This window comes from Glycomyces sp. MUSA5-2 (genome assembly GCF_037034145.1).
Taxonomy (GTDB): domain Bacteria; phylum Actinomycetota; class Actinomycetes; order Mycobacteriales; family Micromonosporaceae; genus Glycomyces; species Glycomyces artemisiae.
Window position 1 is genome coordinate 22,821 of sequence record NZ_JBAGKG010000005.1, and the last position, 25,540, is coordinate 48,360.

Here is a 25,540-nt window from a genome sequence, read left to right on the forward strand (position 1 = left end):
CTCAGGAGCAGATCGTTACTTTATTGGAGTCGAAGCCTTTGAGATACTTCTCCCACTCGTCTCGGGACAGGGCCCGATCGGTCCGCTCGCATGCGGCCTTATACGGATCGGACAGGAACGACATATCGGGGTAGACGATCCGCTCACCGCTCATTCCCACCAAGGTCCAGGTTCCAGACTGGAACTCACCATATTGCGTGATCGCCCCTGGGAAGATATCCGGGACCAGCTGGCTCCGCTCGATGTTCCATACGTTCGTACTGGCGTTATCCGTTATGAGGACGAACTTCCCGTCAGGAGTGAACATCATGTCGGCGGTCGACTTCGCGCCGGTGGATTGCATCTCGGCTGCTTCGAAGTCCCACACTCGCACGCCCCCGAGTCCGTCCATGGCGAGTAGCTGCCCGTCCTGACTGAATGCGAGGTTGCCTATGTTCGTGTCTCCGGTCTCGATGGGTTCGATCGTGTCGGACTCGCTGCCGTCCTGGCTGCTCAGGAACCGCACCGTTCCGGATCCGTCACTGACGACCACGTGCTTGCCGTCCGGGGTGTAGGCCAACAAGGCGAGGCCCGGGTCCGATTCGGCAATGCGGACGGTTATCTTGTTCTCAGTGAAGTCCCATATCCAGATCTCCGAATCCCGGGTCACGGTCTCACTGTCGGGATCAACCATGATCGCGAGCTGGTTCTCGGTGGGACTGAACCTCATCCTCTGGAAGAAGCCGTCTCCCGCGGACGGAACCGGCAGAGGTTCACTGGTGACCGCATCCCAGAGATAGATGCCGAACGTGCCGTCCGCATTGCCGGTTCCGCCTACGACGCTGCCGTCGTGGCTGAGGTCGGCAAAGTCCATGAAGAATACGTCGTCGCTGACGGCACCCAGCGAAGTGCTCGGGGGTTCAAATACGGAGACGCCTTCGAGCGCATCCAGGACGATTCGGTCCGAGTCCGCGGCGACCGCGATCCTCTCAACACGCTGTGGAAGATACTCCACAGTCTTCCGGCCATCGATGTCCCAGGTCTGAATGCCTTGAGTCGTGGCCATCGCAACAGCAGAGCTCCCGGCGAACAACACCATGCGGTTCACCTCGCCCGTGACTGACGGAATTGAAGAATAGACGCCAGTTTCTGCGTCCCATCGTGTCAGGGCGCCCTCGCCGTAGCCGACGATCGCACCACCGTCGGGGGCAACGTCGAAAGTGATCTCCGAGTACACGCCCCCGAATGGCAGTGCTGTCCATTCGCCTTCCGGATCGAGCTGGTAGCACTGGATTCCGTCGCAGGCGAACAGGCGTCCCGGCTCCTCCGAGCTGACCCAGATCTCATCGAGGGAATCTGTCGGGGCCCCTTCCACTTCGGATCCTTCACCGGTCACCGGGTTCCATTCCCTGAACTCGCCTTCCAGGTCGCTCGTAAATAGCGATGCTCCGTTGTGGGAGAATGCGATCGCGGTTGCAAATTCAGGAATCGGCAGCTCTGCGGTCATCGATTCAGTTGCCATATCCCATATTTCGACCGCCGTTTCACCGCCGATCGCGAAGGTGCTCGCATCGGGGCTCAGAGCGATTTCACCGCGGGCGGTCGTGGCGAGATGGGCGACCGGTTCGCGGGATTCAACGTCCCAGACCGTGACTCCGTTTTCCGTGAGGGAGGCGAGAAGGGTTCCGTCACGACTGAATTCGAGCCCTGTCGAGGCGTAGCCGTAGGTGCCGTCTGTCGCAAGCGTGCCGAGCTCGGTCCAGTCCTCAGTGCGCCACAGGGTGACCATGCCGCTCGATCCGGTGCTCGCCGCATAGGCGCCGTCGAGGCTTGTGGCGAGGTCGCCAACGGGATCGAGGGTCTCGGTGGTGACTAGGCCGGTGGTCGGATCGTTCGCGGATCGGATGAGGGCCTCGTAGGCCTCGTTGGTCTGGCTGAGGTTCCAGGCGGCGGCTGCGAGTAGGCGGGCAAGTTCGCCGTCGGTGCCGAGGAGGTCGATGCTCTCTGCGGCTAGGCGCTGGGAGACGGTGCGGTTGAGCGTGTCGGCGAGCTCGTCGCGCTGGTCGGCGAGTTCGCCGTTCTGATCGAGAAAGACCAGGCTAGCGATGATTGCGAGCACGGCGACAATTGCGACTGCGGCGAATCGGATGCGCCGGTCACGCTCCTGCCGTTGCGCGTGCAACCGGGACTTCCGCAAGAACTCTGCCGCGAGCGCGCTCGGTCGCAGTCCCAGTTCCGGCCAGCGGGGTTCGCCGTTGGTCTCGATCGCGGTGAGGCTGTCTTTGTCGTAGAGGCCGCCTCTCCTTTGTTCGCGTTCGGATGCGGCGGCTTCGAGGCGGGTGAAGAGGATGCGGGCGGTGAGGTCCGGCTCCATCCATTTCCTGAGCCGTTCCCACTGCTTGAGCAGGATGTCGTGGGCGATCTGTAGGGTTGCCGCGTCGGTGACGAGGAGGCGGGCTTCCAGGAATTTCCCGGCGACCGCCTGCTCTGCATCGGTGAGGGAGTCAGCCGCGACTTCGGTGCGGACAAGCTGATCCGCCGATTCGGCGCCGACCAGGCGGCGGAAGAGGTGTTGGGCGGTGATGCGTTCGGGTTCGGTGAGATCGTTGTAGACCGCGTCTGCTGCGGTGGTGACCGCGCGGTGGACGCCGCCGATGGCGGTGTACTCGGCTTCGGTGAGGCGGCGGTCGGCGCTGCCGTGGTTCCAGAGGAGCAGCATCGTCTGGGACATGAGCGGGAGGGCTGCGCCCGGTGATCGCGGGGTGTCGTTGGCGCCGAACAGGTCGTCGAGCAGGATGCTGACCACCCGGTCGTCGATGCGGACTCCGGCTGCGGCCGCGGGCAGGGTGATGGCCTGGCGCATCTGGTCGCGGGTCATGGGGCCGACCCGGAACAGGCGGTGCTGCGCGGTCTCGCGCAGCGAGGGGACCGTCATGCAGTGGTCGATGTAGTCGCTGCGGATGCCGAGGACCGTGAAGGCGTTGGGGCTCTTGGCGATCGACTCCAGCGCGCGTAGGAAGAGGCTGCGTTCCTCGTCGTCGGCGAGGGTGAAGAGCTCTTCGGCCTGGTCGATGAGGATGAGCAGGCGCTCGGGCCGCTGGCCGTCGTCGCCGGTGCGGCGCTCCTCGACGCGGGCGGCTGCGGCCTCGGGGTGGGCGCGGAGTGATGTCTCCGTGGCGGTTGAGTCGGGGCCGCCGTGTTTGGCGAGTTCCGCTGCGAGCGCGGCGATCGGGTGCTCGCCGGGGCGTTCGAGGGTGATTGTGCGCCAGGGGGCCTGGGCCGGGTCCTCGCGAAGGAGGCCGCTCTCGACGTCGCGGGCGAGTCCGGCCCGCAGGAGCGAGGACTTGCCGACCCCGGAAGGGCCGGTCACGATCATCATGCCGCCCGGAACGCAGGCTTCGGCCTTGGCGACGAGCTTCGAGAGGGTGACCGAGCGGCCGAAGAAGACCGGCGCGTGGCGCCTCGTGAACGGTTGCAGCCCAAGGTAGGGGCTGCCGGTCCAGCTTGCCGTCTGCGGGGCGTCTCCTGCGTTCGGGGTGGCCGCCGTGTACTGCACGAACTGGTACATCTCGACCAGGACGCCGAGGGCTTCTTCAGCGGTGTCACGGGTGGAGGTCTGGATGTTGAGGCTGGTCGCGAAGTCCCGGTAGAGGCCGAGCAGCAGGTCTTTCTGCTCCAGGAGCAGGTGGCGGCTCTCGTCGCTCGACTGCGCGAGGCGCTCAAGTTCGGTGCGGAGGGCGTTCAGGAGGTCGCGGTCGCCGTCGACGATCGCCTCGCGGATGACGATCGTGAAGGCGCCGGTGCGCTCCAGCAGGGCGGTGACGGCTTTGCGGGTCTCGGCGAGGTCGGGCGAGTCCGATTCGAGGACTTCGGCGAAGGCTTCGGCCAGCGCGGCTTCAGTATCAGGGGCGTTCCTCGCCTTCAGCCGGGCGAGACGGTCGCTGACGAACTCGCTGATGGCGTTGCCGCCCAGGGAGCCCAGAAGGCCGAGGGCGGCGGTGAGGGTGAGGCCGGCGCCGGTCGCGGCGGCGATCACGGGCGCGCAGGCGCTGGCGCAGATCATCGCCGTCAGGGTCGGGTGGGCGGCCCTGCCGAGGGAGGCGCGGAGGCGGTCCATCGAACTGAGCACACCGTCGCGCATCGAGGCGAGGAAGGCGGCTTTGTCCTGGGCGTGGTCGTGGGCGTTTTCATCGGGGGTGGATGAAGACATATGGCTGACCATAACCGAAACCGTCGCGTTTCGGTGTCCCCGCCGATGACTGAGGAGTGACTCGGCGATGTGTCGCCGGGGCGGGATTGTCGGTGGGGTGGCGTAGCCTGCCGGGGGTCGAGCGAGGAGGCATCGGGTGAAGTTCAGGAAGATCGACGACAAGTTGTCGATGCGGAGGCCGCTGGTCGAGGAGGAGCGGCTGCGTCCTCTGGAGGAGGGGCCGGACTACGACTTCGAGTGGAGCGAGCGGGTCGTCGAGGGCGCGGACTGGACTGAGGCCCAGGGGGACGGGAGCCTGGAGGGCTCGCTGATCCGCAACAGCGACCTGTCGGGGGCGGTGCTGTCGCCGTTCGAGGTGGTCGATGTGGCGGTGGACCACTCGGTGCTGTCCAATGCGCGCTGGGAGCAGGTGACGGCTCGCCGGCTGGAGATCACCGAGAGCCAGCTCGTGGGCTGGCAGGCGCAGTTCTCGCTGGTGCAGGATCTCTATGTTGCGGACTCGCGGGCGGACTTCGCGGGCATCTCCATCGGGACCGCGAAGGGGCCGGTGGTGTTCGAGCGGTGCCGGTTCACGAACGCGACGTTCCTCGGGGACCTCTCGAAGGCGGTGTTCATCGAGTGCTCGTTCCCGGGGGCGGACTTCTCGCGGGTCGCGAACGCGAAGGGCTGCGACCTGCGCCGGTCCGAACTCGGCGGGATCACCGGCCTGATGAGTCTGAAGGGAGCGTTGATAACAGCGGATCAAGCAGTGGAGATCGCCGGGGAGCTGGCGACTGCGGCGGGCTTCAAGCTCACCTGAGCCTGGCCTGCAAGCGGGACTTGGTGTCGGGCCATTCCGGCGCGATGATCGAGTACATGGCGGAGTCGCGCAGCCTGCCGTCCTCGCCGGGCGCCCAGGACTTCGACCAGTTGCGGAGCACGCCTTCGAACTGCGCGCCGGTCGCCTCGATCGCGGCCCGGGACCGGAGGTTCCGCGCGTCGGTCTTGAGGTCGACCCTGTCGACCTTCCACGTCTCGAACGCGTGCGTGAACAGCAGCAGCTTCGCTTCGGCGTTGATCCCGGTCCCCTGCGCCGAGGCCGCAAGCCAGGTGAAGCCGACTTCGATGGCGAACAGTTCGCCGCTGTCGGGATGCAGGCGCGGGTCCCAGAACGCGGTCGCTCCGACCGCCCGCCCGGTCTGGCGGGACACCTGGGCATACGGAGCGAGCCGCCCCGAATCGCGCCGTTCCAGCTGGGCCTCGACGTACCCGGCGACCTCGGAGGCGCGGGGAACCCAGGTGTGCCCGTACGACTCCCGGCCCTCCTCGGCGGCTACTGCCAGCTCGGCGGCATGCCGCCGCTCCAGCGGTTCGAGCCGCACCAGCGACCCGTCCAACGTCGGCCCGTCAAGCACGAATCCCATTGCGGCCCTCCTCGATCGACCAGGAGCATAAGCCGCCTCGGACCCGCCGGGCCGCCGCGATTCCACTATGCGAGCGCGGCGGTCAGTCCCCGGAGAGGGTGCTGTAGAGATCGTCGGGGTCGATCTGGGCCCGGTACTTGAACATGAGGGAGACCGGGCCGCCGAACGATCCGAGGGTGTCGGACGGGTCGACGGCGAACTTGGGCTCGGGCCACTGCTGCGCGATCACGGCCGCGGGCCTGCCGTTCACTTCGAGGAGCCAGGTGGCGCGCCCGCCCGCGATGGTCGGGAGGTACCCGCGCACGCGCAGGGAGGCGACGGCCTCGGCGATCGTGCTCGACTCGGACAGGTCGACTGCCTCGTCGTGCGGGTAGATGTCGTCGCCCATCGCGACGCTCGACCGGTCCACGTTCACGATCATGAGGTCCTCCTCGGTTCGGACTGATCTTCTCCCAGCTGCGGCTGCCGCTAGTCCAGGTCCTCGAAGGTCCCGGAGTGGACCTCGCCGGTCCGGCCGCCGTTCTCGTCGAAGGACCAGAAGCCGGTGATCGTGCGGTCGTGGAAGTTCATGACGTGAGTGACCGCGGTGCCGGTGACCTCGTTCCATCCGAGCAGGTAGACCTTCGGCGAGACCTCCGCGACGTGCAGGTCGACGGTCCCGGAGGCGCCCTCCGAGGCGCCGTCGATCTCGGCGTACTGGAGCTTGTTGCCCTCGGCTCCGAAGATGTTGTGCAGTACGACGCCGTTGTCCAGCCGGATCACGAACGTCTTGCCCGCGAACGCGAAATCACTCATCACATTCCCCCTGTCGATTCCCCGCGAACCGACCTCCAACCTAAGATCCGGCCCGCCCTGAAACCTCCGTTTTCCCGATTCCCCCGCTCCCCAATCCCGCCGGGGCCTCGCGGCCCCGGCGGGGTCCGGGGCGGGTTCTACGGCTCCGCTTGGGCCGCGAATCCGCCGAAGATGTACAGCACCTGGTCGAGGAACTTGATGCCGGTCTCGGGGGTGTCGACGACTTCGGTGCACGCCATCGCATTGCCGCTCACCTCGCCGGGGAGGTCGGTGGTGGAGATGTTCCATGCGACGAGGCCGAGCACGGCGCACACCAGGATGATGCCGATCCAGCGGGGGACCAGGTGCTTCCCGGCCAGGACGACCAGGAGGAAGGCGGTGACGATCATCAGCGTCCCGGAGGTGATCTTGCCGCCGCCGAGCAGCACGATGCCGCATGCGCCGATGAGGACGATTCCGGTCCACTTCGCGATCTTCTTGAGGGTGTTCATCAGGGGTTGCTCCTTGCGGACGACCGGATCGCGCGTGGATCCGGCCAGAGAAGGGGATGATTTCTCTATAGAACTAGGATGTTAGCACTATAGAGCTCGCGGCATCGTGCCGTCAATTGCGCCGCGGCCGTGCGCCCGTCCCCTGGCTCTCCCTCGGCCCTCCCGGTGATCGCGCCGCCGCCGACCGCTTGAGCCCTCGTCGGCAGGCAGCGGCGGCGCGATCGCTCACTTGGCGGGCCCCAGGGATTCGAGGAGGGTCGGTGGGACGAGGCTGTCCTTGATGGCTTGGTCGGCGAGTTCGAGGCGGGTGCGGAACTCCTGGTCCGGGGAGTCGGCCAGGGCGGCGAGGGTGGTCTGCCGCCGCTGGAGCGAGCGTTCGAGCCAGGCCCGCCATTTCGGGTCGGACTCAGCCTTGGCGACGGTGACGGGTCTCCACACCGGCATCGGCGCCCCTGACACCGCGAACCGCGGATTCGGCTTCAGCGCTTCAGGACCGGGCAGGAAGTCGCGGATGGCCGACTCGGTCCACCCCCGCGCCCGCAGCATCGGCTTCGTCAGCCACACCGACTTGTCCCCCATCCGCACATACTGCGGCCGAGCCGAGGACGCCGGTGCCTCGATCGACAGGTCGGTCGAGGCCGGGGCGGCGATCCGCGAGACGGTCGGGACGCCGACCGGCGAGTTGGCGAGGCCCGAAGCCGCGACCGGCGACTGGACTTGCGCCGGGTCGGCCGGAGGCGCCATACGTGTGGCCGCCGTCGATTCGATCGGTGCGGCAGTCGGTGTGAATCGCGGCGATTCCGGCTGCTGTGGCGGGGGTGTTGCGTCGGTGAGCGGGCCTTCGGGTTTTCGGGTCGGCGGGCGGTTCGCCGCCTTGGCGCGCTTCGGCTTCGGCGCGGAGTTCGGCGCGGCCGGGCCGCCTGTCGGGCCGGTGACGGCCGTTTCGGGTGCCGTGGCCGCCAGGGCCGCTGGGTCGATCGCCGCCGGAGGCGAAGCCGCCGCCGGTGCCGTCCCGTCAAACTTCGGTAGCGGCGATGCCGCTTCCTCCGTGCCGATTACCGGCGTCGGGTCGTCGCCTGTCGGGAAGTGCGCGTGGGTAAGGGTTTCGATCAGCCATTTCGTGAAGTGCTCTCGGAGGAGCTCGATGGGGATCGTCTCGAAGTTGAGCGCCTCGGCGACCGCCGCCGGGCCGGTCGGCCCCGCCGCCGCTGCTGCCGGCCTCGCGGCCTCCACAGGCCCCGCAGCAGGGCGGGCCGCCGCCGATTCCGGCGGGTGGGGGTCGAGGATGGCCGTGTTGTGGATCTGGGAGCTGCTGGATGAAGTCGTCATTGTCATCTCACCGTCCGATCGTTTGTCGCACCGGACCCGGAGGTCCGATGCGGTATTCAGTTGCTCACCCGAAGTTATCGACGGGCTACGACACTTTTCGACCCGTCGTCCCCGATCGGGTGATATGTGATGGCGTTCACGGAGAGGGGCGTCAAGGGAGCGTCAAGACAGGCCGGGCCGAGTCCCGATGTGGTCGGTGGGGCAGGGCAGACTTGCCCGCATGCGCGTACTCCTTCTAGGTCCGTTCGACATCCGCGACGACAAGGACCAGCCCCTCGACCTCGCCGGAGCACGACTCCGCGCGCTCGTGGCGCGGCTCGCATTCGAAGCCGGACGGGAGGTCTCCGCCGACACGCTGATCGACGCGATCTGGGAAGACGACGCGACCTCCGCGAACGCCCTCCAGGCCCTCGTGTCGCGCGTGCGACGCGCCATCGGCGCTGACAAGGTCGTGCGCGGCGCCGCCGGGTACAAGCTCGCAGTCGAACCCGGCGACGTCGATCTCGTCAGGTTCGAGCGGCTCGCCGAGACCGGAAGGCGCGGAGGCGATCTCACCGCGCTCCGCGAAGCCGACGGGCTCTGGCGCGGCCCCGCGCTCGCCGACCTCCTCGACTACCGGTTCGCCCAGAACGAAGCCCTCCGACTGGAGCGCCTGCGCACCGAGACCACCCGCGAGCGGCTCGCCCTCGAAGTCGCCACCGGCACCGACGTGCTCGCCGAACTCGAACCCCTCGCCGCGGCCCACGCCCTCGACGAGCGCTGGCAGGCCCTCCACATGCGCGCGCTCTATGCGACCGGCCGCCCCGCCGAGGCCCTCGACGTGTACGAGCAGACCCGCGAGCGCCTCGCCGACGAGCTCGGCGCCGACCCGTCCTCCGAACTCGCCGACCTGCATCTCCAGATCCTGCGCCAGTCCTCCGCGCCCGCGCCGAAGCCCGCGCGGCGCTCGAACCTGAAGTCGCTGCTGACGAGCTTCGTCGGGCGCGAAGACGACCTCGCGTCGCTCGCCGACGCCGTCGCCGCCGCGCGGCTGGTCACCGTCACCGGCCCCGGCGGGGCCGGGAAGACCCGGCTGTCGGTCGAGACCGCCGCGGCCATCGCCGCGAAAGGCGGTGCGCCCGACGGGGTCTGGCTCGTGGAGCTCGCTTCGACCACCGACGGGTCCGACGTCGCCCCGGCCGTGCTCCGCGCCATCGGCGCCCGCGAGTCGGGCCTGCTGGAGCCCTCGGCACACGGCGCCACCGCCCGTCTGGAGGAGTACTTCGGCGGACAGGACGCGCTGATCGTCCTCGACAACTGCGAACACCAGCTCGACGCGGTCGCCGACCTCGCCTCGCGCCTCCTCGGCGCGTGCCCGCGGCTGCGCATCCTCGCGACCAGCCGCGAGGCGCTCGCGATCGGCGGCGAGCGGCTGTTCCCGATCCCGCCCCTGCCGCTGTCCACTGAAGACCCCGAGTCGAGTCCGGCCGTGCGGCTGTTCTGCGAGCGGGCCGCGGCAGTCAAGCCCGATTTCAAGCTCGACGACTCGAACATCGATGCGGTCGTGGAGATCTGCCGCCGACTCGACGGCCTGCCGCTCGCCGTCGAACTCGCCGCCGCCCGCATGCGGGCGCTCGACGCGGCGCAGATCGCGTCCAGACTGGACGACCGGTTCGCGCTCCTCGCCGGATCCGACCGGACCGCGCCCGCCAGGCACCGCACCCTCAGCGCGGTCATCGCCTGGAGCTGGGACCTGCTGTCGGAACCCGAACGGGCCCTTGCCATGCGGCTGTGCGTCTACCCCGCCGGGGTCGCGCTGGAGCGGGTCGACGACCTCGACGCACTCGCCGGACTCGTCGAGAAATCCCTTGTGGACCGCGACGGCGAGCGGTACCGGATGCTGGAGACGATCCGCTCCTACGCCGTTGCGCGCCTGGAGGAGAGCGGCGACGCCGAAGCGATGGCCGACGAGATGGCCGAGCGCTGCATCGAACTCGCCGAGCGCTCCGACCAGGAACTGCGCACCGCCGCCCAGATCACCGCCATGGCCCGCCTGACCGCCGAGCACGGCAACCTCGTCACCGTCATCGGCCGCGCCGCGGCCACCGCCGACGTCGAGACCGGGCTGCGGATGCTCGCGGCCCTGTTCTGGTACTGGCAGCTGCGCGGGAGCTACTCCGAGTTCCGGCACTGGGCCGAAGCGGTGCTCGCCGTCCCGGCCGAGATCCCCGAGCACCTCCAGTCCGCGGCGCTCATCGTCTCCGGCGTCGCCGCGACCGCCAAGGGCGGATTCCTTGCGGGACAAGACGACATCAAGGCGGGGATTGCGAAGGGCGAAGCGCTCGAACCGGGTGCGCCGGGCCAGTTCCTGGTGACGATGGCGCCCGCGTTCCTCCCCGACGCCGGGCCCGCCGACGGGCGCGGCCTGGAAGGCTGGGAGCTCGGCACCGCGCTGATCATCGAGGCCGCCGGGGAGAGCCAGACACGCGGCCTCGAAGGCGCCGCGCCCGCCGACCGCGCCGAAGCCGTGTTCGCGGAGATCGGCGAGCGGTGGGGCCTCGCGTCCTCGCTGCGCATCAAGGCCGAGCGTCTCGGATGGGAAGGGCGCCTTGAAGAAGGAGTGCAGGCGGCCGACGAAGCGGCCCGGCTGCTCGACGAACTCGGCACCTACGGCGACGCCAGCGAGGCGTACGCGGAACTTGCGCTGTGGCGGGCCCGCAACGGCGACGTCGAGGGGTCGCACGAGGCGTTGGAACGGGCGATCGCGCTCGCCGACACGGTCCGCGAGCCCAACTCGATGGCGTACGCGCGGTGGTTCCAGCTGCCGGTGCTCATCAGCGAGGGCCGCTACCGCGACGCGATCGCCGTGATCCCCGACATCGAAGGGGCCCTTGACGGGGCGACCGGCCTCGGCGAGCGGATCAAAGTCCTCACCTCCTCGTTCAAAGACCTCGTGGTGCTGCTCCAGGGCGAGGGCCGCCCGGAGGCCGTCGCGGCCATCTCCGCCGCGAACATCGAGGGCGCGGCGGTCGCGGACCTCGCGATGGCCTGCCGCGTGTCCGCCGCAGCGGCGCTCTTGGACGACGACGCCGCCCGTGCCGCCCGGCTGCTGGGCTTCGCTCGGGCGCTGCTCGGGATCGACGACGGCCGCGGATACGACACGGAGCTGCGCACCGAGGAGCGTGCCCGTGAAGCCCTGGGCGACAAGGCGTTCAAGGAGGCGTACGACGCCGGAGCGAAGCTCGGGCGCGACAGCGCGGTCGCCGAGCTGACCGGCGCGGCGCAGTAGCGGAGGGAGCGCCGTCGCCGTGCCTTGCGCGGCGCTGACGTGCCCTGCGGCCGGAGCGGCACGGCCGCACCGGAGCGACCCGCGCTTTTCGCGGGACCGCCCGAGGCCGTCCCCGGCCGGAGCGGTCATGTTTCAGCGGCTTTCAGCGGCCCCGCGCGATGCGCGGGGCCGCTCGGGCTGCCTACTGCGTTGGTCCTTCGTTCCAGTTGGGGACGTTCAGATCCCGTACTTCACGGTGACGGTGCCGACGCCGCTGGACACCTCGATGACGTAGTCGGCGTCGGCGGTCGGGTCGGTCGCGACCCTGATGTCCTGGTCGCCGACGCCGCCGTCGACCCGCACGTCGTAGGTGGTGCCGTCGTCGGGGACGGTGATGACCACGTCTCCGGCTCCCGCGTCGACGGCGATGTCGCCGAGGACCGCGTCGAATTCGAGGTCGACGTCTCCGACGCCGCTCTCCACGGTCACACCGGTCGTGCGCAGGTTCGTGCCGGTGATCGAGCCGACGCCCGTGATGACGTCGACGTCCCCGTCGAGCCCGTCGAGGCGGATGTCGCCCACCCCGACATCGCCCGAGGCGTCGGCGCCCGCGGGCAGGCCGAGGGTGTAGTTCGTCTGGCACTGGTCGATGTCGAGGCCGAGGAGGCGGCTGTCGTCGCATTCGCCGCTGACGGAGAGGAAGTCGCCGCTCCATTCCTCCGAGGTCTCGGGTTCGCCGCCGCGCCAGGTGGATTCGAGGCGGAAGTCGAGGGCGGTGCCGCGGGCGGCGTCGAACTCGATGCCGCCGATGTCGGCGGTGACGTCGACGGCGCTCACTGCGCGGTCGAACTCCTCCGTGCGCGTGGCGCTCTCGTCGTCGTTCGAGACGGCCCAGGCCCAGGCGCCGAAGACCGTGAAGCCGGTGACGAGGGCGGCGCCGGTGATGGAGCCGCCGACGATCCACCACACCTTGCGGGCGGGGTAGGCGGGCTGGTCGGGGGTGTCGGGCGAGTCGGCCGCGGGCTTGGTCGGGGTGTCGATCATGACCGGTCCTTTGCGTTGCCTTGCAGGAACTTGAGAATGGCGAGCACGCGGCGGTTGCCGCTGTCGGTGGGCGGGAGTCCGAGCTTCGAGAAGATCGAGTTGATGTGCTTGCTCACGGCCCCCTCGGAGAGGAACAGGACCGCCGCGATCCCGGCGTTCGAGCGGCCTTCCGCCATGTGCGACAGGACTTCCCGCTCGCGCGGCGTCAGGCGGTCGAGCTCGTCGCCGTCGCGGCGGACCAGGAGCTGCGAGATCACCTCCGGGTCGAGCGCGGTGCCGCCGTCGGCGACCCGGCGCAGCGAGTCCAGGAACTCCTCGACGTCGGCGACGCGGTCCTTCAGCAGGTAGCCGATGCCGCGCATCTGACCGGTGAGCAGCTCGACCGCGTACCGCTCCTCCACGTACTGGGAGAGCATGAGGATCGCCAGGTCGGGGTAGCTGCGGCGCAGGACCAGCGCGGCCCGCACGCCCTCGTCGCTCTGGTCGGGCGGCATCCGCACGTCGGCCACGACCAGGTCGGGGCAGTCGCGCTCAACCGAGCGGAGCAGGGCCTCGGCGTCGCCGACGGTGTCGATGACCTCCATCCCGCCGATCTCCAGGAGCCGGGCGAGGCCCTCCCGGAGGAGGACAGAGTCTTCGGCGATCACGACGCGCATGGCAGCTCCGCTTCGATGGTGGTGGGCCCGCCGAGCGGGCTGGTCAGCTTGAACGTCCCGTCGACGGATCTGACGCGATCGGACAGTCCCTTGAGGCCGGTTCCGTTCTCGGCGTCGGCGCCGCCGCGTCCGTCGTCGATCACCCTCAGCCGCAGCACGTCCCCGGCGAGGGTCACCTCGACGGCGGCGTGCTCGGCGCCCGCGTGGCGGGCGGTGTTCGTGAGCGCCTCGGAGACCACGAAGTAGGCCACGGCCTCCACGTCGCGGGCGACGCGCCGGTCCATGTCGACCTTGAGCCGCACCGGGATCGGCGACCTCGCGGCGACCGCCGACAGCGCGGCGTCCAGGCCCCGGTCCTCCAGGACGGCGGGGTGCAGGCCGCGCACCAGGTCGCGCAGGTCGGTGAGGACCTGCTTCGACTCCTCGTGGGCTTCGGCGAGGGCGCGCTTGGCCTCCTCGGGGAGGTCGGTGAGGGTGGCGCGGGCGATGCCGAGGTTCATGGCGAGGGAGGTGAGGCGCTGCTGCGCGCCGTCGTGGAGGTTCCGCTCGATGCGGCGCCGCTCCGCATCCGCGGCATCTACTGTGGAGTGACGGCTCTCGGTGAGGTCCGTGACGCGCAGTTCGAGCTGCTGGGCGCGGGTGGTGCCCACGAGGAGCTGGCGGGCGAACAGCGCGTCGAGCTCCGAGAGGCCGCGCGTGATCCACGGGGCCGCGAGCAGGAGGACCACGCCGCCGAGGAACAGCACGAAGTGCCGGAGCCCGAGGCCCGAGCGGATGCCGAGGATCGGCGAGGCGATCATGGCGGGCGCGATCGTCCACGCGGTCAGGGCGATGAGCCCTGCGAAGAACCCGTACACGCCCGCGATCACGTGGTAGGCGAACTGGCGCCAGGTCTTCGCGGCCCGGACGACGCCGAGGAGGGACCGGGGCGTGAACGTCACGGGCGCCGACTGATCCTTGGGCCACTCCATCCCGAGATAGGCGGTGTGGCGGGCGCGCTGGACGATCGTGAGCGCGGCGCTGACGAGCAGGATCGCGGCCAGCGCGATCGCCGGGAGGACGAGGGTGACGAAACCCGCCGCGCCCATGGCGAACAGCACGCCGATGACGATCCCGCCGAGCGTGCCGATCACCGACCCGGCCACCAGGTGTACGAGGGCGAGCCAGGTCCGGCCGTCCCACAGCCCCCGCACGATCACGCGGGGCGCTCGACGCCACGGGAGCGCCTGCGGCATTGCTATGTCCATGCCTAGAACATTAAGCAGATCCGCAGCTCCCGCCATTGCCGCAGGCGCCCGACTTCGGGGTGAAGTTTCCTCTACCCCGATCCCCGCTCACTCGCAGCCGACGCCGTCCCCGTCCCGGTCGAGGTGCGACGCGTAGCCGGGGTCGCCGCGGTGGATGGGGTCGGCGCCCGCGGCGCGGACGGCGTCGCAGTTCTCGTAGTAGACGGAACCGGAGTCGTCGCCGTCGTCGCTGCCCTCGCCGGGGTCGCCTGGATCCGCCCGATTCGCCGACCCACTTCTACCTGCGGTTTCGCCGAGTTATCCACAAGTAGGTTCTTCGTGTTCGACAGTTCGATGCCGTACCTGTTGTAGTAGATGGCAAAAACGTCATCCGCTATCGGCGGGATGGCGGCGACAGAGGGGATTCGCGAACGTCGCCATACCGAGGCCCAAGTGCGGGAAGCCACCCGCGCCGGGTCCCCGCCGATAGCTCAGCTCCGCGGAGCACGCGGGCGGCCGACCTGACGAGGTCGGCCGCCCGCGATACACCGCGCTCGATCCCGCGCCCTCGCCCCGGACTCATCCGAGAACCAGGCCCTCAGATACCGGTCGGGGCGCCGCCCGGCGGCGGTAATTGGGGCGGGGGTGGAGGGATGTAGGACATGGTGCCTCCCAGGGGGTCGGAGGGTTGCCGGGGCAGGAAGAGGCTATGCCCGTTGATACTTCAACAGAATCCGCTGAGCGGTTGAGCGGCTACCAACCGTAAGGACTCCCTCGTTCGTGTGAGCGGGGAGCCCAGGGCCCGGCGGCGGACTGGTACCCGGGTCCCATCGGGGGCGGGAAGACTCCACTGCGGGCCCAGTGGATCGGGCCCGGGCGCTCGTAGGTTCGGTCGCGGATGCCGCGGAAGGGGTGCGGCACCGTCTTCCGATTGGAGCAACCCGTCCATGGCCACCTTCCTCTACCGGCTCGGCAGGGGGTCCCTGCGGCTGCGATGGCTCGTCATCGCCGTGTGGGTCCTGATCGCCGCTGGCGTCGGCGCGGCCGCCGTCGCCTTTCAAGAAGAGACCGAAGCCGAGTTCGTCCTCCCGGGCACCGAGTCCCAGGAGGCGTTCGACCTGCTCGCAGAGCGCTTCCCGCAGATGAGCGCCGACGGCGCCTCCGCCAAGATCGTCTTCGCCTCCGAGGACGGGCGGCCCCTCACCGACGCGGACCACGCCGCCGTGGTCGACGGCCTGGCCGCGGTCATGGAGGAGTCGCCGCAGGTCGCGATGGTCGCCAGCCCGTTCGCGACCGGCCCGAACGGGGAACCGGTCGGCATGCTGTCGGCCGAGGACCAGACCATCGGGGTCCTCCAGGTGTCGTACACGGCCCCGCAGGAGGACCTCGACCAGGCGACGATCGACTACCTCGAAGACGCGATCGGCGACGTCGAAGGGCAGGGCCTCCAGGTGGAGGTCGGCGGCGACGTGCTCGAAGAGTCCGGCGGGCCGCCCGCGACCGAGGCGATCGGCATCGGCGTCGCGCTGGTGGTCCTGGTGCTGACGTTCGGGGCGTTCCTGAGCGCCGGACTGCCGATCCTCACCGCGCTCATCGGGATCGCGGTGACCACGTTCGGGATCACGGCTTCGACCGCGTTCCTGGAGGTCAACGACTCCACGAGCATCCTGGCGATCATGATCGGCCTCGCGGTCGGCATCGACTACGCGCTGTTCATCCTCTCCCGCTACCGCAGCGAACTCGCCCAGGACGGCCGCGTCGACGACCCCGACGCCCGCGCCGAGGCGATGGGCCGCGCCGTCGGCACCGCCGGGTCCGCGGTGGTCTTCGCGGGCCTGACCGTGGTCATCGCGCTGCTCGGCCTCGCGGTCGTGGACATCCCGTTCCTGACGCAGATGGCCGCCGCCGCGGCCGTCGCCGTCTCGCTCGCGGTGGTCATCGCCGTGACGATGCTGCCGGCCCTCGGCGGCCTGCTCGGCGCGAAGGTGTTCTCGCGCCGCCAGCGCCGCCGCATCGCCGCGGGCTTCAAGGAGACGAAGCCGAACGGCGGGAGGCGCTGGGCCGGATTCGTCACCCGCCGCCCCGTCCTCGTGGGCCTCATCGGGATCGCGGGCCTCGGCCTCATCGCGATTCCGGCCGCCGACCTCGAACTGAGCCTGACGACCGGGCCGTCCGCGGAGACCTCCGCGGGCCGCGCCTCCGCGCTCATCGCCGAGGGCTTCGGCGAGGGCTACAACGGGCAGCTCCTCGTCGTCGGCGACCTCGGCGACGGCACCGACCCGGCCGCGGCCGTCAAGGCCGTCACCGAGGAGCTCGGCGGCGTCGACGGGGTCGCGTCCATCGGCCGGTCCGTCCCCAACGAGGCGGGCGACACGGTCCTGATCTCGGTGATCCCCGAGACCGGGCCCTCCGACGCCGCGACCACCGACCTCGTGCACGCCATCCGCGACGCGCTCGCCGGGGACCCGGACGCGGCCTGGTCGGTCACCGGCCAGACCGCGATGAGCATCGACATCTCCGACACGCTCAGCGACGCGCTCGTCCCGTACCTGGCGCTCGTGGTCGTCCTCGCGGCACTCATCCTCATGCTGGTGTTCCGCTCGATCCTGGTGCCGCTCATGGCGACCCTCGGGTTCGTGCTCAGCGTGTGCGCGGCGCTCGGCGCGCTCGTCGCGGTCTTCCAGTGGGGCTGGGGCGCAGGGCTGTTCGGCGTCGAGGAACCCGGCCCGATCATGTCGATGATGCCGATCCTCATGGTCGGCCTCGTGTTCGGCCTCGCCATGGACTACCAGATCTTCCTGGTGACGCGCGTCCGCGAGGCGTACGTGCACGGCGCGGACCCGAAGCAGGCGATCGTGGACGGCTACGGGCACTCCTCGCGCGTGGTGGTCGCCGCGGCGCTCATCATGATGAGCGTGTTCGCCGCGTTCATCCTCGCCGAGCAGTCGTTCATCGCCTCGATGGGCTTCGGCCTGACCATGGCCGTGGTGTTCGACGCGGTCGTTGTCCGGATGGCGGTCATCCCCGCGGTCATGGCCCTCATCGGCCGCGGCTCGTGGTGGATGCCGAAGGGGCTGGACCGGGTCCTCCCGAACGTCGACGTCGAGGGCGAGCGGCTCCACCAGCGCCTCGCCGAGGACGGCGCGGAGGAGAACGCGAAGCTCATCGACGCGGCGAAGTGAATCGCGGACAATGAGGGCCATGAGTTCAGCGCCCGCGGCCGGCCTCGGGGAGCAGGCGGCGCCGCTCCCCGGGGCCGACCCGCTGCCGGCGCACCCGCCGCTGGACCGCGTCATGCGGCTGCGGCGGTGGATGCGCGGGTTCGACGAGCGGCATCCGCGGGTGCTGGACGCGGCCGTGGTGGCGTTCGTGGCCCTGGCCGCCCTGGCGGAGCTGCTGTTCGGCGAGGGCGGCTCGGTGCCTGGCTCCGACGCGGGCGACACCGTCCCGGCGGTCATGCCGTACGTGCTGTCGGCCGCGATGGCGGCGGCGCTGTGGTGGCGGCGGCGCCGACCCGCGCTGGTGTTCTTCATCGTCTCGACGATCGTCGTGGCGCAGTCGGCGATCGGCCTGTGGCTGCCGCCGCGCGTCAGCGTCCTGTTCGCCCTCTGCGTCCTCTTCGCGCTCTATTCGCTCGCCTCGCGCGGCTCGCTGCGGCTGTTCACGTGGGCGGGCGTCATCATCACCGTGGAGCTGCTGCTCATGGTGCTGGTGTTCGAGGACATCGACCGACCGCTGCTGAGCCTGTTCTTCATCCTCCCCGCGGTGACCGCCGCGGGCGCGATCGGCCTGGCGGTGCGCATCCGCCGCATGTACACCGCGGCCCTGGAGGATCGCGCGAGGCGGCTCGAAATCGAACGCGACCAGCGCGAGCGGCTCATCGCCGCGGCTGAGCGCTCGCGCATCGCCCGGGAGATGCACGACATCCTCGGCCACAACCTGTCCGTGATGGTCACCCTGGCGGACGGGGCCGCGACCCTCGCCGACAAGCGCGGCGAGGAGGCGGCGGGGACGCTGCGGATGCTCGGCGAGACCGGCCGCGAGGCGATGGACGAGCTGCGGCGCGTCCTCGGCGTCCTGCACGCCGAGGACCGCGACGAGCGCCAGCTGAGTCCGCAGCCGGGTGTTGCCGACCTCGACGCGCTGTTCGACCGCGTGCGCGCGGCCGGCCTGATCGTCAACTGCCGCACGTCGGGGCGTCTCGACCTGCTCGGGTCCGGCGTCCAGCTCACGGTCTACCGGATCATCCAGGAGGCCCTGACGAACACGATCAAGCACGCGGGCGGCCCGGCGGCCGCCGCCGTGACGCTGTCGGTCGACCACAGCCGGGTCCACATCAGAGTGATGGACTCCGGGGGCGGGGCCCCGCGACCGCCTGCCGGGCGCGGCGAACCGGGGCGGGGCCTCATCGGCATCCGCGAGCGGGCCGCCCTCTACGGCGGCACGGTCATCATCGGCCCCAACGGCAGCGGCACCGGCTGGCTCGTCGACGTGGAGCTGGAGCAGACGGCCGCCGCCGTGCCCGAAACGGAAGAGGAGACCTCGTGATCACCGTGCTCGTCGCCGACGACCAGCCGATGCAGCGCCTCGGCCTGTCGATGCTCATGCAGGGCACCGAGGGGCTGGAGCTGGTCGGCGAGGCCGCGAACGGCGCCGAGGCCGTGCGCATGGCCGCGCACCTGCGGCCCGACGTGGCGCTCATGGACGTGCGCATGCCCGGCATGGACGGCCTCGAAGCGACCCGCCGCATCGTCGCCTCCGGCGGCCGCACCAGGGTCATCATCCTCACCACGTTCGACCTCGACGAGTACGCCCACGACGGCCTCCGTGCGGGCGCGAGCGGGTTCCTCCTCAAGGACGCCCGCCCGGACGAGCTCGTGGCGGGCATCCGCGCCGTCGCCTCCGGCGACGCCGTCGTCGCCCCGAGGCTCACCAGGCGCCTCCTCGACGCCTATGCGCACCAAGTGCTCTCGCCGCCCGCCGACACCCCCGCCGCGGCCGACCCGCGCCTGCGGGACCTGAGCGAACGCGAGCTCGAAGTGCTCGTCCTCATCGGCCAGGGCCTGTCGAACACGGAGATCACCGAGCGGCTCGTGCTCACCGAGTCGACGGTGAAGAAGCACGTCGGGAAGGTCCTCGCGAAGCTCGGCGCCCGCGACCGCGTCCAGGCCGTCATCGCCGCCTACGACGCGGGCCTGGTGAAGCCGAAACCCTGACTTCATTCGGAAAACAGGAGATGCTCCAGGCCGAGGGCTTCGCCCTTGGCCCGGAGCGTCGGCGGAACACCAGTCAGGCCCCGTCGAAGACGGGGCCTGAGCCGAACTTGCTGTGGTCGGGTTGACAGGATTTGAACCTGCGACCCCCTCGTCCCGAACGAGGTGCGCTACCAAGCTGCGCCACAACCCGATGTTCTGTTTTCGCGCACACGCTGGGTGGATGCGTCGTTGGGAAATGCTACCCGAACCCGGGCAGGCCCGTCGAACGGGGTCGGGGGCGCGGGGCCCGGTCACATCCGGGCCCCGGCGCCGCGACTAGAAGACCTTCGGGACGAACGTCAGGAGGCTCGCCTCCGGGGCGCACGCGAACCGCACGGGCGCGTACGGGCTGGTGCCCAGGCCCGCCGACACGTGCAGCCACATGTCCTCCCACGGGTGGAGGCCCTTGACGCGCTCGCGGTCGATGCCGCAGTTGGTGACGAGCGCCCCGTAGCCGGGCACGCAGACCTGCCCGCCGTGGGTGTGGCCGGCGGCCACGAAGTCGTAGCCGTCGGACTCGAAGGAGTCGAGGACGCGCGGCTCGGGCGAGTGCGTGAGGCCGATCGAGAGGTCGGCGCTGGAGGGGACGGGCCCGGCGACGAGCTCGTAGTCGTCGAGGTCGAAGTGCGGGTCGTCGACGCCCGCGAAGTGGACGTTCATACCGGAGACGACCTTGTCGGCGGCGGCGTTGTTCAGGTCGAGCCACCCGCCGTCGACGAGGACCTTCCGCAGCTCCTCGGTGGGCAGCGGCTCGCCGTACCGGTGCTCGTGGTTCCTGTTGAAGTACTGGAGCGGGTTCTTGAACACCGGCGCGTAGTAGTCGTTCGAGCCGAACACGAACGCGCCCGGCGCCTTGAACAGCGGCCGGAGGGTCTTGGCGACCAGGTCGACCGCGTCCGGGTGGGCGAGGTTGTCGCCGGTGAGGAGCACCAGGTCCGGGTCGAGCGCGGACAGGGACGCGACCCAGTGGGCCTTGCGGACCTGCCCGGGCGTCATGTGGAGGTCGGAGATGTGCAGGACCCGGATAGGCTCGGCACCTTCGGGAAGCGCGGGCACCGCGAAGTGCCTGAGCGTGTACTGGACGCGTTCGTATAGGGACGCGTAGGCGAGCGCCAGCGCCCCCGCGCCGACCCCGATCCCGGCTGCTGCGGCAAGTCCACGGCTGATCTTCATACCCCCAACGGTAGATTGTCGAGTTATGAGCGAGCTAAAGACCCAGCTGGAAACGGATATGCGAGCCGCCCTCAAGGCCAAGGATAAGGTGACACTGGGCACGCTCCGCATGATCATCACGGCAATTCGGAACGAAGAGGTCGCCGGGAAGAGCAAGCGCGAACTCGACGACGCCGAGATCGTGAAAGTGCTGGTCAAGCAGGCGAAGCAGCGGCGGGAGGCGGCCGAGGCGTTCCGCGCCGGGGGCCGCGAGGAGTCCGCGGAGAACGAGCTCGCGGAGGAGGCCGTCATCAAGCGGTACCTGCCGACGGAGCTCACTGAGGCAGAAGTCACTGAACTCGTGCGGGCGGCTATCGCCGAGGGCGGGTTCTCCGGGCCGAAGGACATGGGCAAGGTCATGAAGGCGATCGGCCCGAAGACCGCGGGCCGCGCCGACGGGAAGGTCGTCGCCGGGATCGTCAAGGCCGAGCTCGCCGGTTAGGCGCGCTCAGGGCCGACACCCGCCGGTGAGGCGCGTTAAAAGCTGAAGGCAGTAGGCCGTCCCAAACCCCCACCCACCCGGAAGGGGAACGTAGCGTCCAGGTTTGCGCGGGGGTCCGACAGGAAACCGCCCCGCAGCGGGCTGCGCGGCCGTGTCGTTCACCACGGCTATCGTTGAGGGTCGGGCCCGCACGCAATTCAGAACCTTGAGGAATCCATGTCCAGCCACATCTCGGCGGAGGCCGCGCGCCGCCGCACGTTCGCGGTGATCTCCCACCCCGACGCCGGCAAGTCGACGATCACCGAGGCCCTGGCGCTGCACGGCCGCGCCATCTCGACCGCGGGCGCCGTCCACGGCAAGGGCGACCGCAAGGGCGTGGTGTCCGACTGGATGTCCATGGAGCAGGACCGCGGCATCTCGATCACGTCGGCGGCCCTCCAGTTCGAGTACCGCGGCTGCGTCGTCAACCTCCTCGACACCCCCGGCCACGCCGACTTCTCCGAGGACACCTACCGGGTCCTCACCGCCGTCGACGCCGCGGTGATGCTCCTCGACGCCGCGAAGGGCCTCGAACCGCAGACGCTGAAGCTGTTCGAGGTGTGCCGGGCGCGGCGCATCCCCGTGATCACGTTCATCAACAAATGGGACCGGCCCGCGAAGGACGCCCTCGAACTCATCGAGGAGATCGAGACGCGCATCGGCATCAAGCCCACGCCCGTGACCTGGCCGGTCGGCGTCGGCGGCGAGTTCCGCGGCGTCATCGAGCGGATCGGGTTCGGGGAGTGGAGGGACGGCCGCCGCGAGGCCGGACCCCAGGTCCCGGGCATGGTCCGCTACGAGCGGTCCCCCGGCGGGGAGCGGTCGGCGATCGCCGAGCAGCTCGGCGCCGACGAGGCGGCCGCGCAGTTCGGGGCCGACTACGAACGCGCGCAAGAGGAGTCGGAGCTGCTGAGCGAGGTCGAGGCGGACTTCGACCAGAAGACGTTCGAGGCCGGGCAGACCACGCCGACGCTGTTCGGCGCCGCGCTCGTCCACTTCGGCGTCGGGCAGCTGCTCGACCTGCTCGTGGACATCGCGCCGTCGCCGTTCGCGCGCGACGACGCGAAGGGCGAGCCCCGGGAGCTGGAGACCGGGTTCTCCGGGTTCGTGTTCAAGTCGCAGGCGAACATGAACGCCTCGCACCGCGACCAGCTCGCGTTCATCCGCGTCTGCTCGGGCCGGTTCGAGCGCGGCATGCAGGTGACGCAGGCCCAGGGCGGGCGCACCATGTCCACGAAGTACGCGCAGACCCTGTTCGGGTCGGCGCGCGACACCGTCGACGAGGCGTGGCCCGGCGACATCGTGGGCCTCGTCAACGCCACCGGCCTGTCGGTGGGCGACACGATCTACCAGGGGAAGGCCGTCGAGTACCCGCCGCTGCCGGCGTTCGCGCCCGAGCACTTCGGGGCGCTCCAGATGCACGACACGTCGAAGGCCAAGCGGTTCCGGCGCGGCATCGCGCAGCTCGACGCCGAAGGGGTCGTGCAGGTCCTGTACTCCGAGCGGCGCGGCGAGGCCACGCCAGTGCTCGCCGCCGTCGGGCCCCTCCAGTTCGAGGTGACCACGGCGCGGCTCCAGGCCGAGTTCGACGTCCCCGCCACGATCAGCAACCTGCCGTACCAGCTCGCGCGGCTCACCGACGCCGAAGGCGCGGCCCGGCTGCGCACCGCTCCGGGCGTCGAGGTGTTCTCGCGGCCCCGCGACGGCGCGTTCCTGGTGGCGCTGCCGAACAAGTACCGCATCCAGACCATCCAGAACGACTACCCGGGGATCGTCCTGGAGCCGCTCCTGGCCGGGGGCCAGGGCTGATGGCGCGCCTGCTGACCTCGGGCGACATCCGCACGCTCTCGCGCGGCCTGAACATCACCCCCACCAAGAAGTGGGGCCAGAACTTCGTCGTCGACGCGAACACGGTGCGGCGCATCGCCGCCGCCGCGAAGCTCGACGCCGATGACGTCGTCATGGAGGTCGGCCCCGGCCTCGGCTCGCTCACCTTGGCGCTCATCGAGATCGCCCGCAAGGTGATCGCCGTCGAGATCGACCCGAAGCTCGCGCTCGCGCTGCCCACGACCGTGGCGCACCGGGCGCCCGAGGAGCACGACCGGCTCGCGGTGGTCGAGACCGACGCCGCCCGCGTCGCGCCCGAGCAGCTGCCCGAGCCGCCGACGGCGCTGGTCGCGAACCTGCCGTACAACGTCGCGGTGCCGGTGGTGCTGCACGCGCTGGAGACGTTCCCGACGCTGCGCAAGGGCCTCGTCATGGTCCAGGCGGAGGTCGGCGACCGGCTCACCGCGCAGCCCGGGTCGAAGATCTACGGCTCGCCGAGCGTGAAGATGGCCTGGTACGCCAAGGCGAAGCGGGCCGGATCGGTGTCGGCGAACGTGTTCTGGCCGGTGCCGAACGTCGCGAGCGCGCTCGTCGCGTTCGAGCGGATCCAGAGCCCCGACGCGAACCGGGTCGAGGTGTTCGGCGCGGTCGACGCCGCGTTCGGGCAGCGGCGCAAGATGCTGCGCCAGTCCCTGAAGGCGTGGGCGGGCGAGGACGTGGACGCGGTGCTGGAGCGGTCCGGGATCGAACCCACCAGGCGGGGTGAATCGTTGGACATAGCGGAGTTCATCGCCCTCGCCGACGCCAAAGAGGCGCTGGGCGGGACCAGTCGGACCTGAGGAGGCCTGAATGACCGGACAGACCGCGCCGGCCGCACCGCCGGTCGGCGTTTCCGTCGACGTCCCCGCCAAGATCAACCCGCACTTGGGCGTCGGGGACGCCCGCGCCGACGGCTACCATGCACTGTCCACGGTGTACCAGGCGATCTCGCTGCACGACACCGTGACCGCGGAGCGGCGCGGCGAGCCGGGCATCGAGATCACCATCTCCGGGGAGGGCGCCGGGGAGCTGCCCACCGGCGAGGCGAACCTCGCGCACAAGGCCGCGAAGCTCGTCGCCCTGTACGCCGGGATCGAACCTGACGTCAAGCTGCACTTGAACAAGCGCATCCCCGTCGCCGGGGGCCTCGCGGGGGGCTCCGCGGACGCGGCCGGCGCGCTCATCGCCTGCTCGCGGCTGTGGGACGTGGAGATCGGCGACGCCGAGCTGCACCGCCTCGCCGCGGGGCTCGGCTCCGACGTGCCGTTCTGCCTCAAGGGCGGCACCGCGATCGGCACCGGGCGCGGCGAGGAGCTGACCTCGGTGGACGCCAAGGGGACCTGGCACTGGGTCGTGGCGACCACGGACACGCAGATCTCGACCCCCGAGTGCTACAAGGAGGTCGACCGGCTCCGCGAGGACGGCATCGGCCGCTACTCCTCCGATGTGGACCAGATCGTGCGGGCCTTCGAGTCCGGCGCCGACGCCGACTCGCTGGCGCGCCTCCTCGTCAACGACATGGAGGCCGCGGCCGTGAGCCTGCGCCCGCAGCTCGCCTCGCTCATGCACGGCGGCCTCGAAGAGGGCGCGCTCACCGCGCACGTCTCCGGCTCGGGGCCCACGATCCTGTTCCTCGCCAACGACGTCAAGCACGCCGTGGCCCTCGCCCGGCGCATCCGGATGCGCGGCGGCGCCAGGAGCGTCCACCTCGCCCACGGGCCCGTCCCCGGCCCCGCCGCCTAGGGTCCGGCTCGGCCGCCTGAGAACCGTTCCGCGCGTACGGGGCCGCCCCTCACCGGGGCGGCCCCGTACGCGCGTCAGCGGAGATTGCATTTCCATAAAGAAATCTTGCAGAAGCGTTCCAGGCCAACCCCGACCGCGCCCCGCCCGCGCCCGCCCAAAGCCCCGCGGAGCGCACCGGCCCGTAACCCGCGGCCGCTACGTTCACGCCGTCACCAGCCTGCTTCGAGAAAGGTGCGGGGAACATGCCCTCCGTGTTCGAAGACCCAGAAGGATTCCTGCGGGATTTCGAGGCCCGCATAACCGCCATGGCGCAGAAGGCGTCCAGCCTCGACGAGGCCCTTGAGGCCGCCACCGCCACCGCCAAGTCCGAGAACGGCGAGGTGCGCATCAAGGTCGGCGCGGGCGGCGCCCTCCAGGAGATCCACCTCAGCAGCCAGGCCTCCACCCTCACCCCCCGGACCCTCGCCGCCATGATCAAGGAGGTCTACGACCAGGCCGCGATCCAGGCCGGGGACAACTCCACCCGGGCCCTCGCCGACGTCTTCGGCGAGGACAGCGAGATCGTCAGCCAGGTCAGAGCGAACCGCCCCGAGGTGTAGCCGC

At 70.2% G+C, this 25,540-nt stretch carries 21 protein-coding genes, 1 tRNA gene and 1 pseudogene; 11 read left to right on the forward strand and 12 right to left on the reverse strand.

The features are described 5' to 3' along the window. Position 1 precedes the first annotated feature (1 nt). Positions 2–4,189: an AAA family ATPase gene (locus WA640_RS16520; protein ID WP_335989010.1), complete on the reverse strand. Its 4,188-nt coding sequence runs from the start codon at positions 4,187–4,189 to the stop codon at positions 2–4. A 136-nt stretch (positions 4,190–4,325) separates the two neighbouring features. On the opposite strand from WA640_RS16520, the gene WA640_RS16525 reads away from it, so the two are divergent. Further along, positions 4,326–4,988 (forward strand): pentapeptide repeat-containing protein, encoded by a 663-nt coding sequence (locus tag WA640_RS16525; RefSeq protein ID WP_335989011.1) that lies wholly within the window; start codon positions 4,326–4,328, stop codon positions 4,986–4,988. Here WA640_RS16525 and WA640_RS16530 read toward each other — a convergent pair. From WA640_RS16530 to WA640_RS16550, 5 genes are all read right to left on the reverse strand, one after another. After that, entirely contained in the window at positions 4,981–5,592 is a 612-nt protein-coding gene (locus WA640_RS16530) for a GNAT family N-acetyltransferase (protein ID WP_335989012.1), read from the reverse strand. The genes WA640_RS16525 and WA640_RS16530 overlap by 8 nt on opposite strands. Before the next feature lie 82 nt (positions 5,593–5,674). Further along, positions 5,675–6,013, reverse strand: a complete 339-nt coding sequence (locus tag WA640_RS16535; RefSeq protein WP_106362964.1) for a hypothetical protein — start codon at positions 6,011–6,013, stop codon at positions 5,675–5,677. A gap of 47 nt (positions 6,014–6,060) precedes the next feature. Beyond that, the gene (locus WA640_RS16540) at positions 6,061–6,387 is read right to left on the reverse strand and encodes a MoaF-related domain-containing protein (protein ID WP_106362963.1); all 327 of its coding nucleotides are present in this window, start codon (positions 6,385–6,387) and stop codon (positions 6,061–6,063) included. Between the two features lie 137 nt (positions 6,388–6,524). Further along, on the reverse strand, positions 6,525–6,878 hold the full coding sequence (locus WA640_RS16545; RefSeq protein WP_335989016.1) for a hypothetical protein: 354 nt from the start codon (positions 6,876–6,878) through the stop codon (positions 6,525–6,527). Positions 6,879–7,103: 225 nt separating this feature from the next. Beyond that, entirely contained in the window at positions 7,104–7,622 is a 519-nt protein-coding gene (locus WA640_RS16550; protein WP_335989018.1) for a hypothetical protein, read from the reverse strand. Between the two features lie 4 nt (positions 7,623–7,626). On the opposite strand from WA640_RS16550, the gene WA640_RS16555 reads away from it, so the two are divergent. Further along, positions 7,627–8,337: a hypothetical protein gene (locus WA640_RS16555; protein ID WP_335989020.1), complete on the forward strand. Its 711-nt coding sequence runs from the start codon at positions 7,627–7,629 to the stop codon at positions 8,335–8,337. Between the two features lie 90 nt (positions 8,338–8,427). Further along, positions 8,428–11,475: a BTAD domain-containing putative transcriptional regulator gene (locus WA640_RS16560; RefSeq protein ID WP_335989022.1), complete on the forward strand. Its 3,048-nt coding sequence runs from the start codon at positions 8,428–8,430 to the stop codon at positions 11,473–11,475. A gap of 216 nt (positions 11,476–11,691) precedes the next feature. Here WA640_RS16560 and WA640_RS16565 read toward each other — a convergent pair whose 3' ends face one another. The 4 genes and pseudogenes from WA640_RS16565 to WA640_RS16580 form a co-directional block, all read right to left on the reverse strand. Next, positions 11,692–12,498 (reverse strand): DUF4097 family beta strand repeat-containing protein, encoded by an 807-nt coding sequence (locus tag WA640_RS16565; RefSeq protein ID WP_335989024.1) that lies wholly within the window; start codon positions 12,496–12,498, stop codon positions 11,692–11,694. Beyond that, on the reverse strand, positions 12,495–13,154 hold the full coding sequence (locus WA640_RS16570; RefSeq protein ID WP_106362958.1) for a response regulator transcription factor: 660 nt from the start codon (positions 13,152–13,154) through the stop codon (positions 12,495–12,497). The genes WA640_RS16565 and WA640_RS16570 overlap by 4 nt, the downstream gene beginning before the upstream one ends. Further along, complete coding sequence (locus WA640_RS16575) at positions 13,142–14,401, reverse strand: sensor histidine kinase (protein WP_335989026.1); 1,260 nt, start codon at positions 14,399–14,401, stop codon at positions 13,142–13,144. The genes WA640_RS16570 and WA640_RS16575 overlap by 13 nt, the downstream gene beginning before the upstream one ends. Positions 14,402–14,488: 87 nt before the next feature. Beyond that, positions 14,489–14,587 (reverse strand): annotated as a pseudogene (locus WA640_RS16580) (excalibur calcium-binding domain-containing protein); the annotation flags it as partial. Between the two features lie 740 nt (positions 14,588–15,327). On the opposite strand from WA640_RS16580, the gene WA640_RS16585 reads away from it, so the two are divergent. The 3 genes from WA640_RS16585 to WA640_RS16595 are packed head-to-tail and all read left to right on the forward strand — an operon-like array spanning position 15,328 to position 19,596. Next, complete coding sequence (locus WA640_RS16585) at positions 15,328–17,562, forward strand: MMPL family transporter (RefSeq protein ID WP_335989027.1); 2,235 nt, start codon at positions 15,328–15,330, stop codon at positions 17,560–17,562. A gap of 19 nt (positions 17,563–17,581) precedes the next feature. After that, positions 17,582–18,928 carry a sensor histidine kinase gene (locus WA640_RS16590; protein ID WP_335989028.1) on the forward strand — a complete coding sequence of 449 codons (1,347 nt, stop codon included), beginning with the start codon at positions 17,582–17,584 and terminating at the stop codon, positions 18,926–18,928. Continuing rightward, on the forward strand, positions 18,925–19,596 hold the full coding sequence (locus tag WA640_RS16595) for a response regulator transcription factor (protein WP_335989029.1): 672 nt from the start codon (positions 18,925–18,927) through the stop codon (positions 19,594–19,596). The genes WA640_RS16590 and WA640_RS16595 overlap by 4 nt, the downstream gene beginning before the upstream one ends. Before the next feature lie 113 nt (positions 19,597–19,709). Here the strand turns inward: WA640_RS16595 and WA640_RS16600 are convergent. Continuing rightward, positions 19,710–19,786 (reverse strand) — tRNA-Pro (locus WA640_RS16600). Between the two features lie 125 nt (positions 19,787–19,911). Continuing rightward, positions 19,912–20,808 carry a metallophosphoesterase gene (locus tag WA640_RS16605; protein ID WP_106362953.1) on the reverse strand — a complete coding sequence of 299 codons (897 nt, stop codon included), beginning with the start codon at positions 20,806–20,808 and terminating at the stop codon, positions 19,912–19,914. A 25-nt stretch (positions 20,809–20,833) separates the two neighbouring features. Here WA640_RS16605 and WA640_RS16610 point away from each other — a divergent pair, with 25 nt between their 5' ends. From WA640_RS16610 to WA640_RS16630, 5 genes are all read left to right on the forward strand, one after another. Continuing rightward, positions 20,834–21,289 (forward strand): GatB/YqeY domain-containing protein, encoded by a 456-nt coding sequence (locus tag WA640_RS16610; protein WP_106362952.1) that lies wholly within the window; start codon positions 20,834–20,836, stop codon positions 21,287–21,289. A gap of 216 nt (positions 21,290–21,505) precedes the next feature. Further along, on the forward strand, positions 21,506–23,137 hold the full coding sequence (locus WA640_RS16615) for a peptide chain release factor 3 (RefSeq protein WP_335989032.1): 1,632 nt from the start codon (positions 21,506–21,508) through the stop codon (positions 23,135–23,137). Further along, on the forward strand, positions 23,137–23,994 hold the full coding sequence (rsmA, locus tag WA640_RS16620) for a 16S rRNA (adenine(1518)-N(6)/adenine(1519)-N(6))-dimethyltransferase RsmA (RefSeq protein WP_335989034.1): 858 nt from the start codon (positions 23,137–23,139) through the stop codon (positions 23,992–23,994). The genes WA640_RS16615 and rsmA overlap by 1 nt, the downstream gene beginning before the upstream one ends. 10 nt (positions 23,995–24,004) lie before the next feature. Further along, positions 24,005–24,937, forward strand: coding sequence for a 4-(cytidine 5'-diphospho)-2-C-methyl-D-erythritol kinase (locus WA640_RS16625; protein WP_335989035.1), 933 nt, complete (start codon positions 24,005–24,007; stop codon positions 24,935–24,937). A 242-nt stretch (positions 24,938–25,179) separates the two neighbouring features. Then, a complete protein-coding gene (locus WA640_RS16630; protein ID WP_106362948.1) occupies positions 25,180–25,536 on the forward strand; it encodes a YbaB/EbfC family nucleoid-associated protein in 357 nt (118 codons plus the stop codon). Positions 25,537–25,540 lie beyond the last annotated feature (4 nt).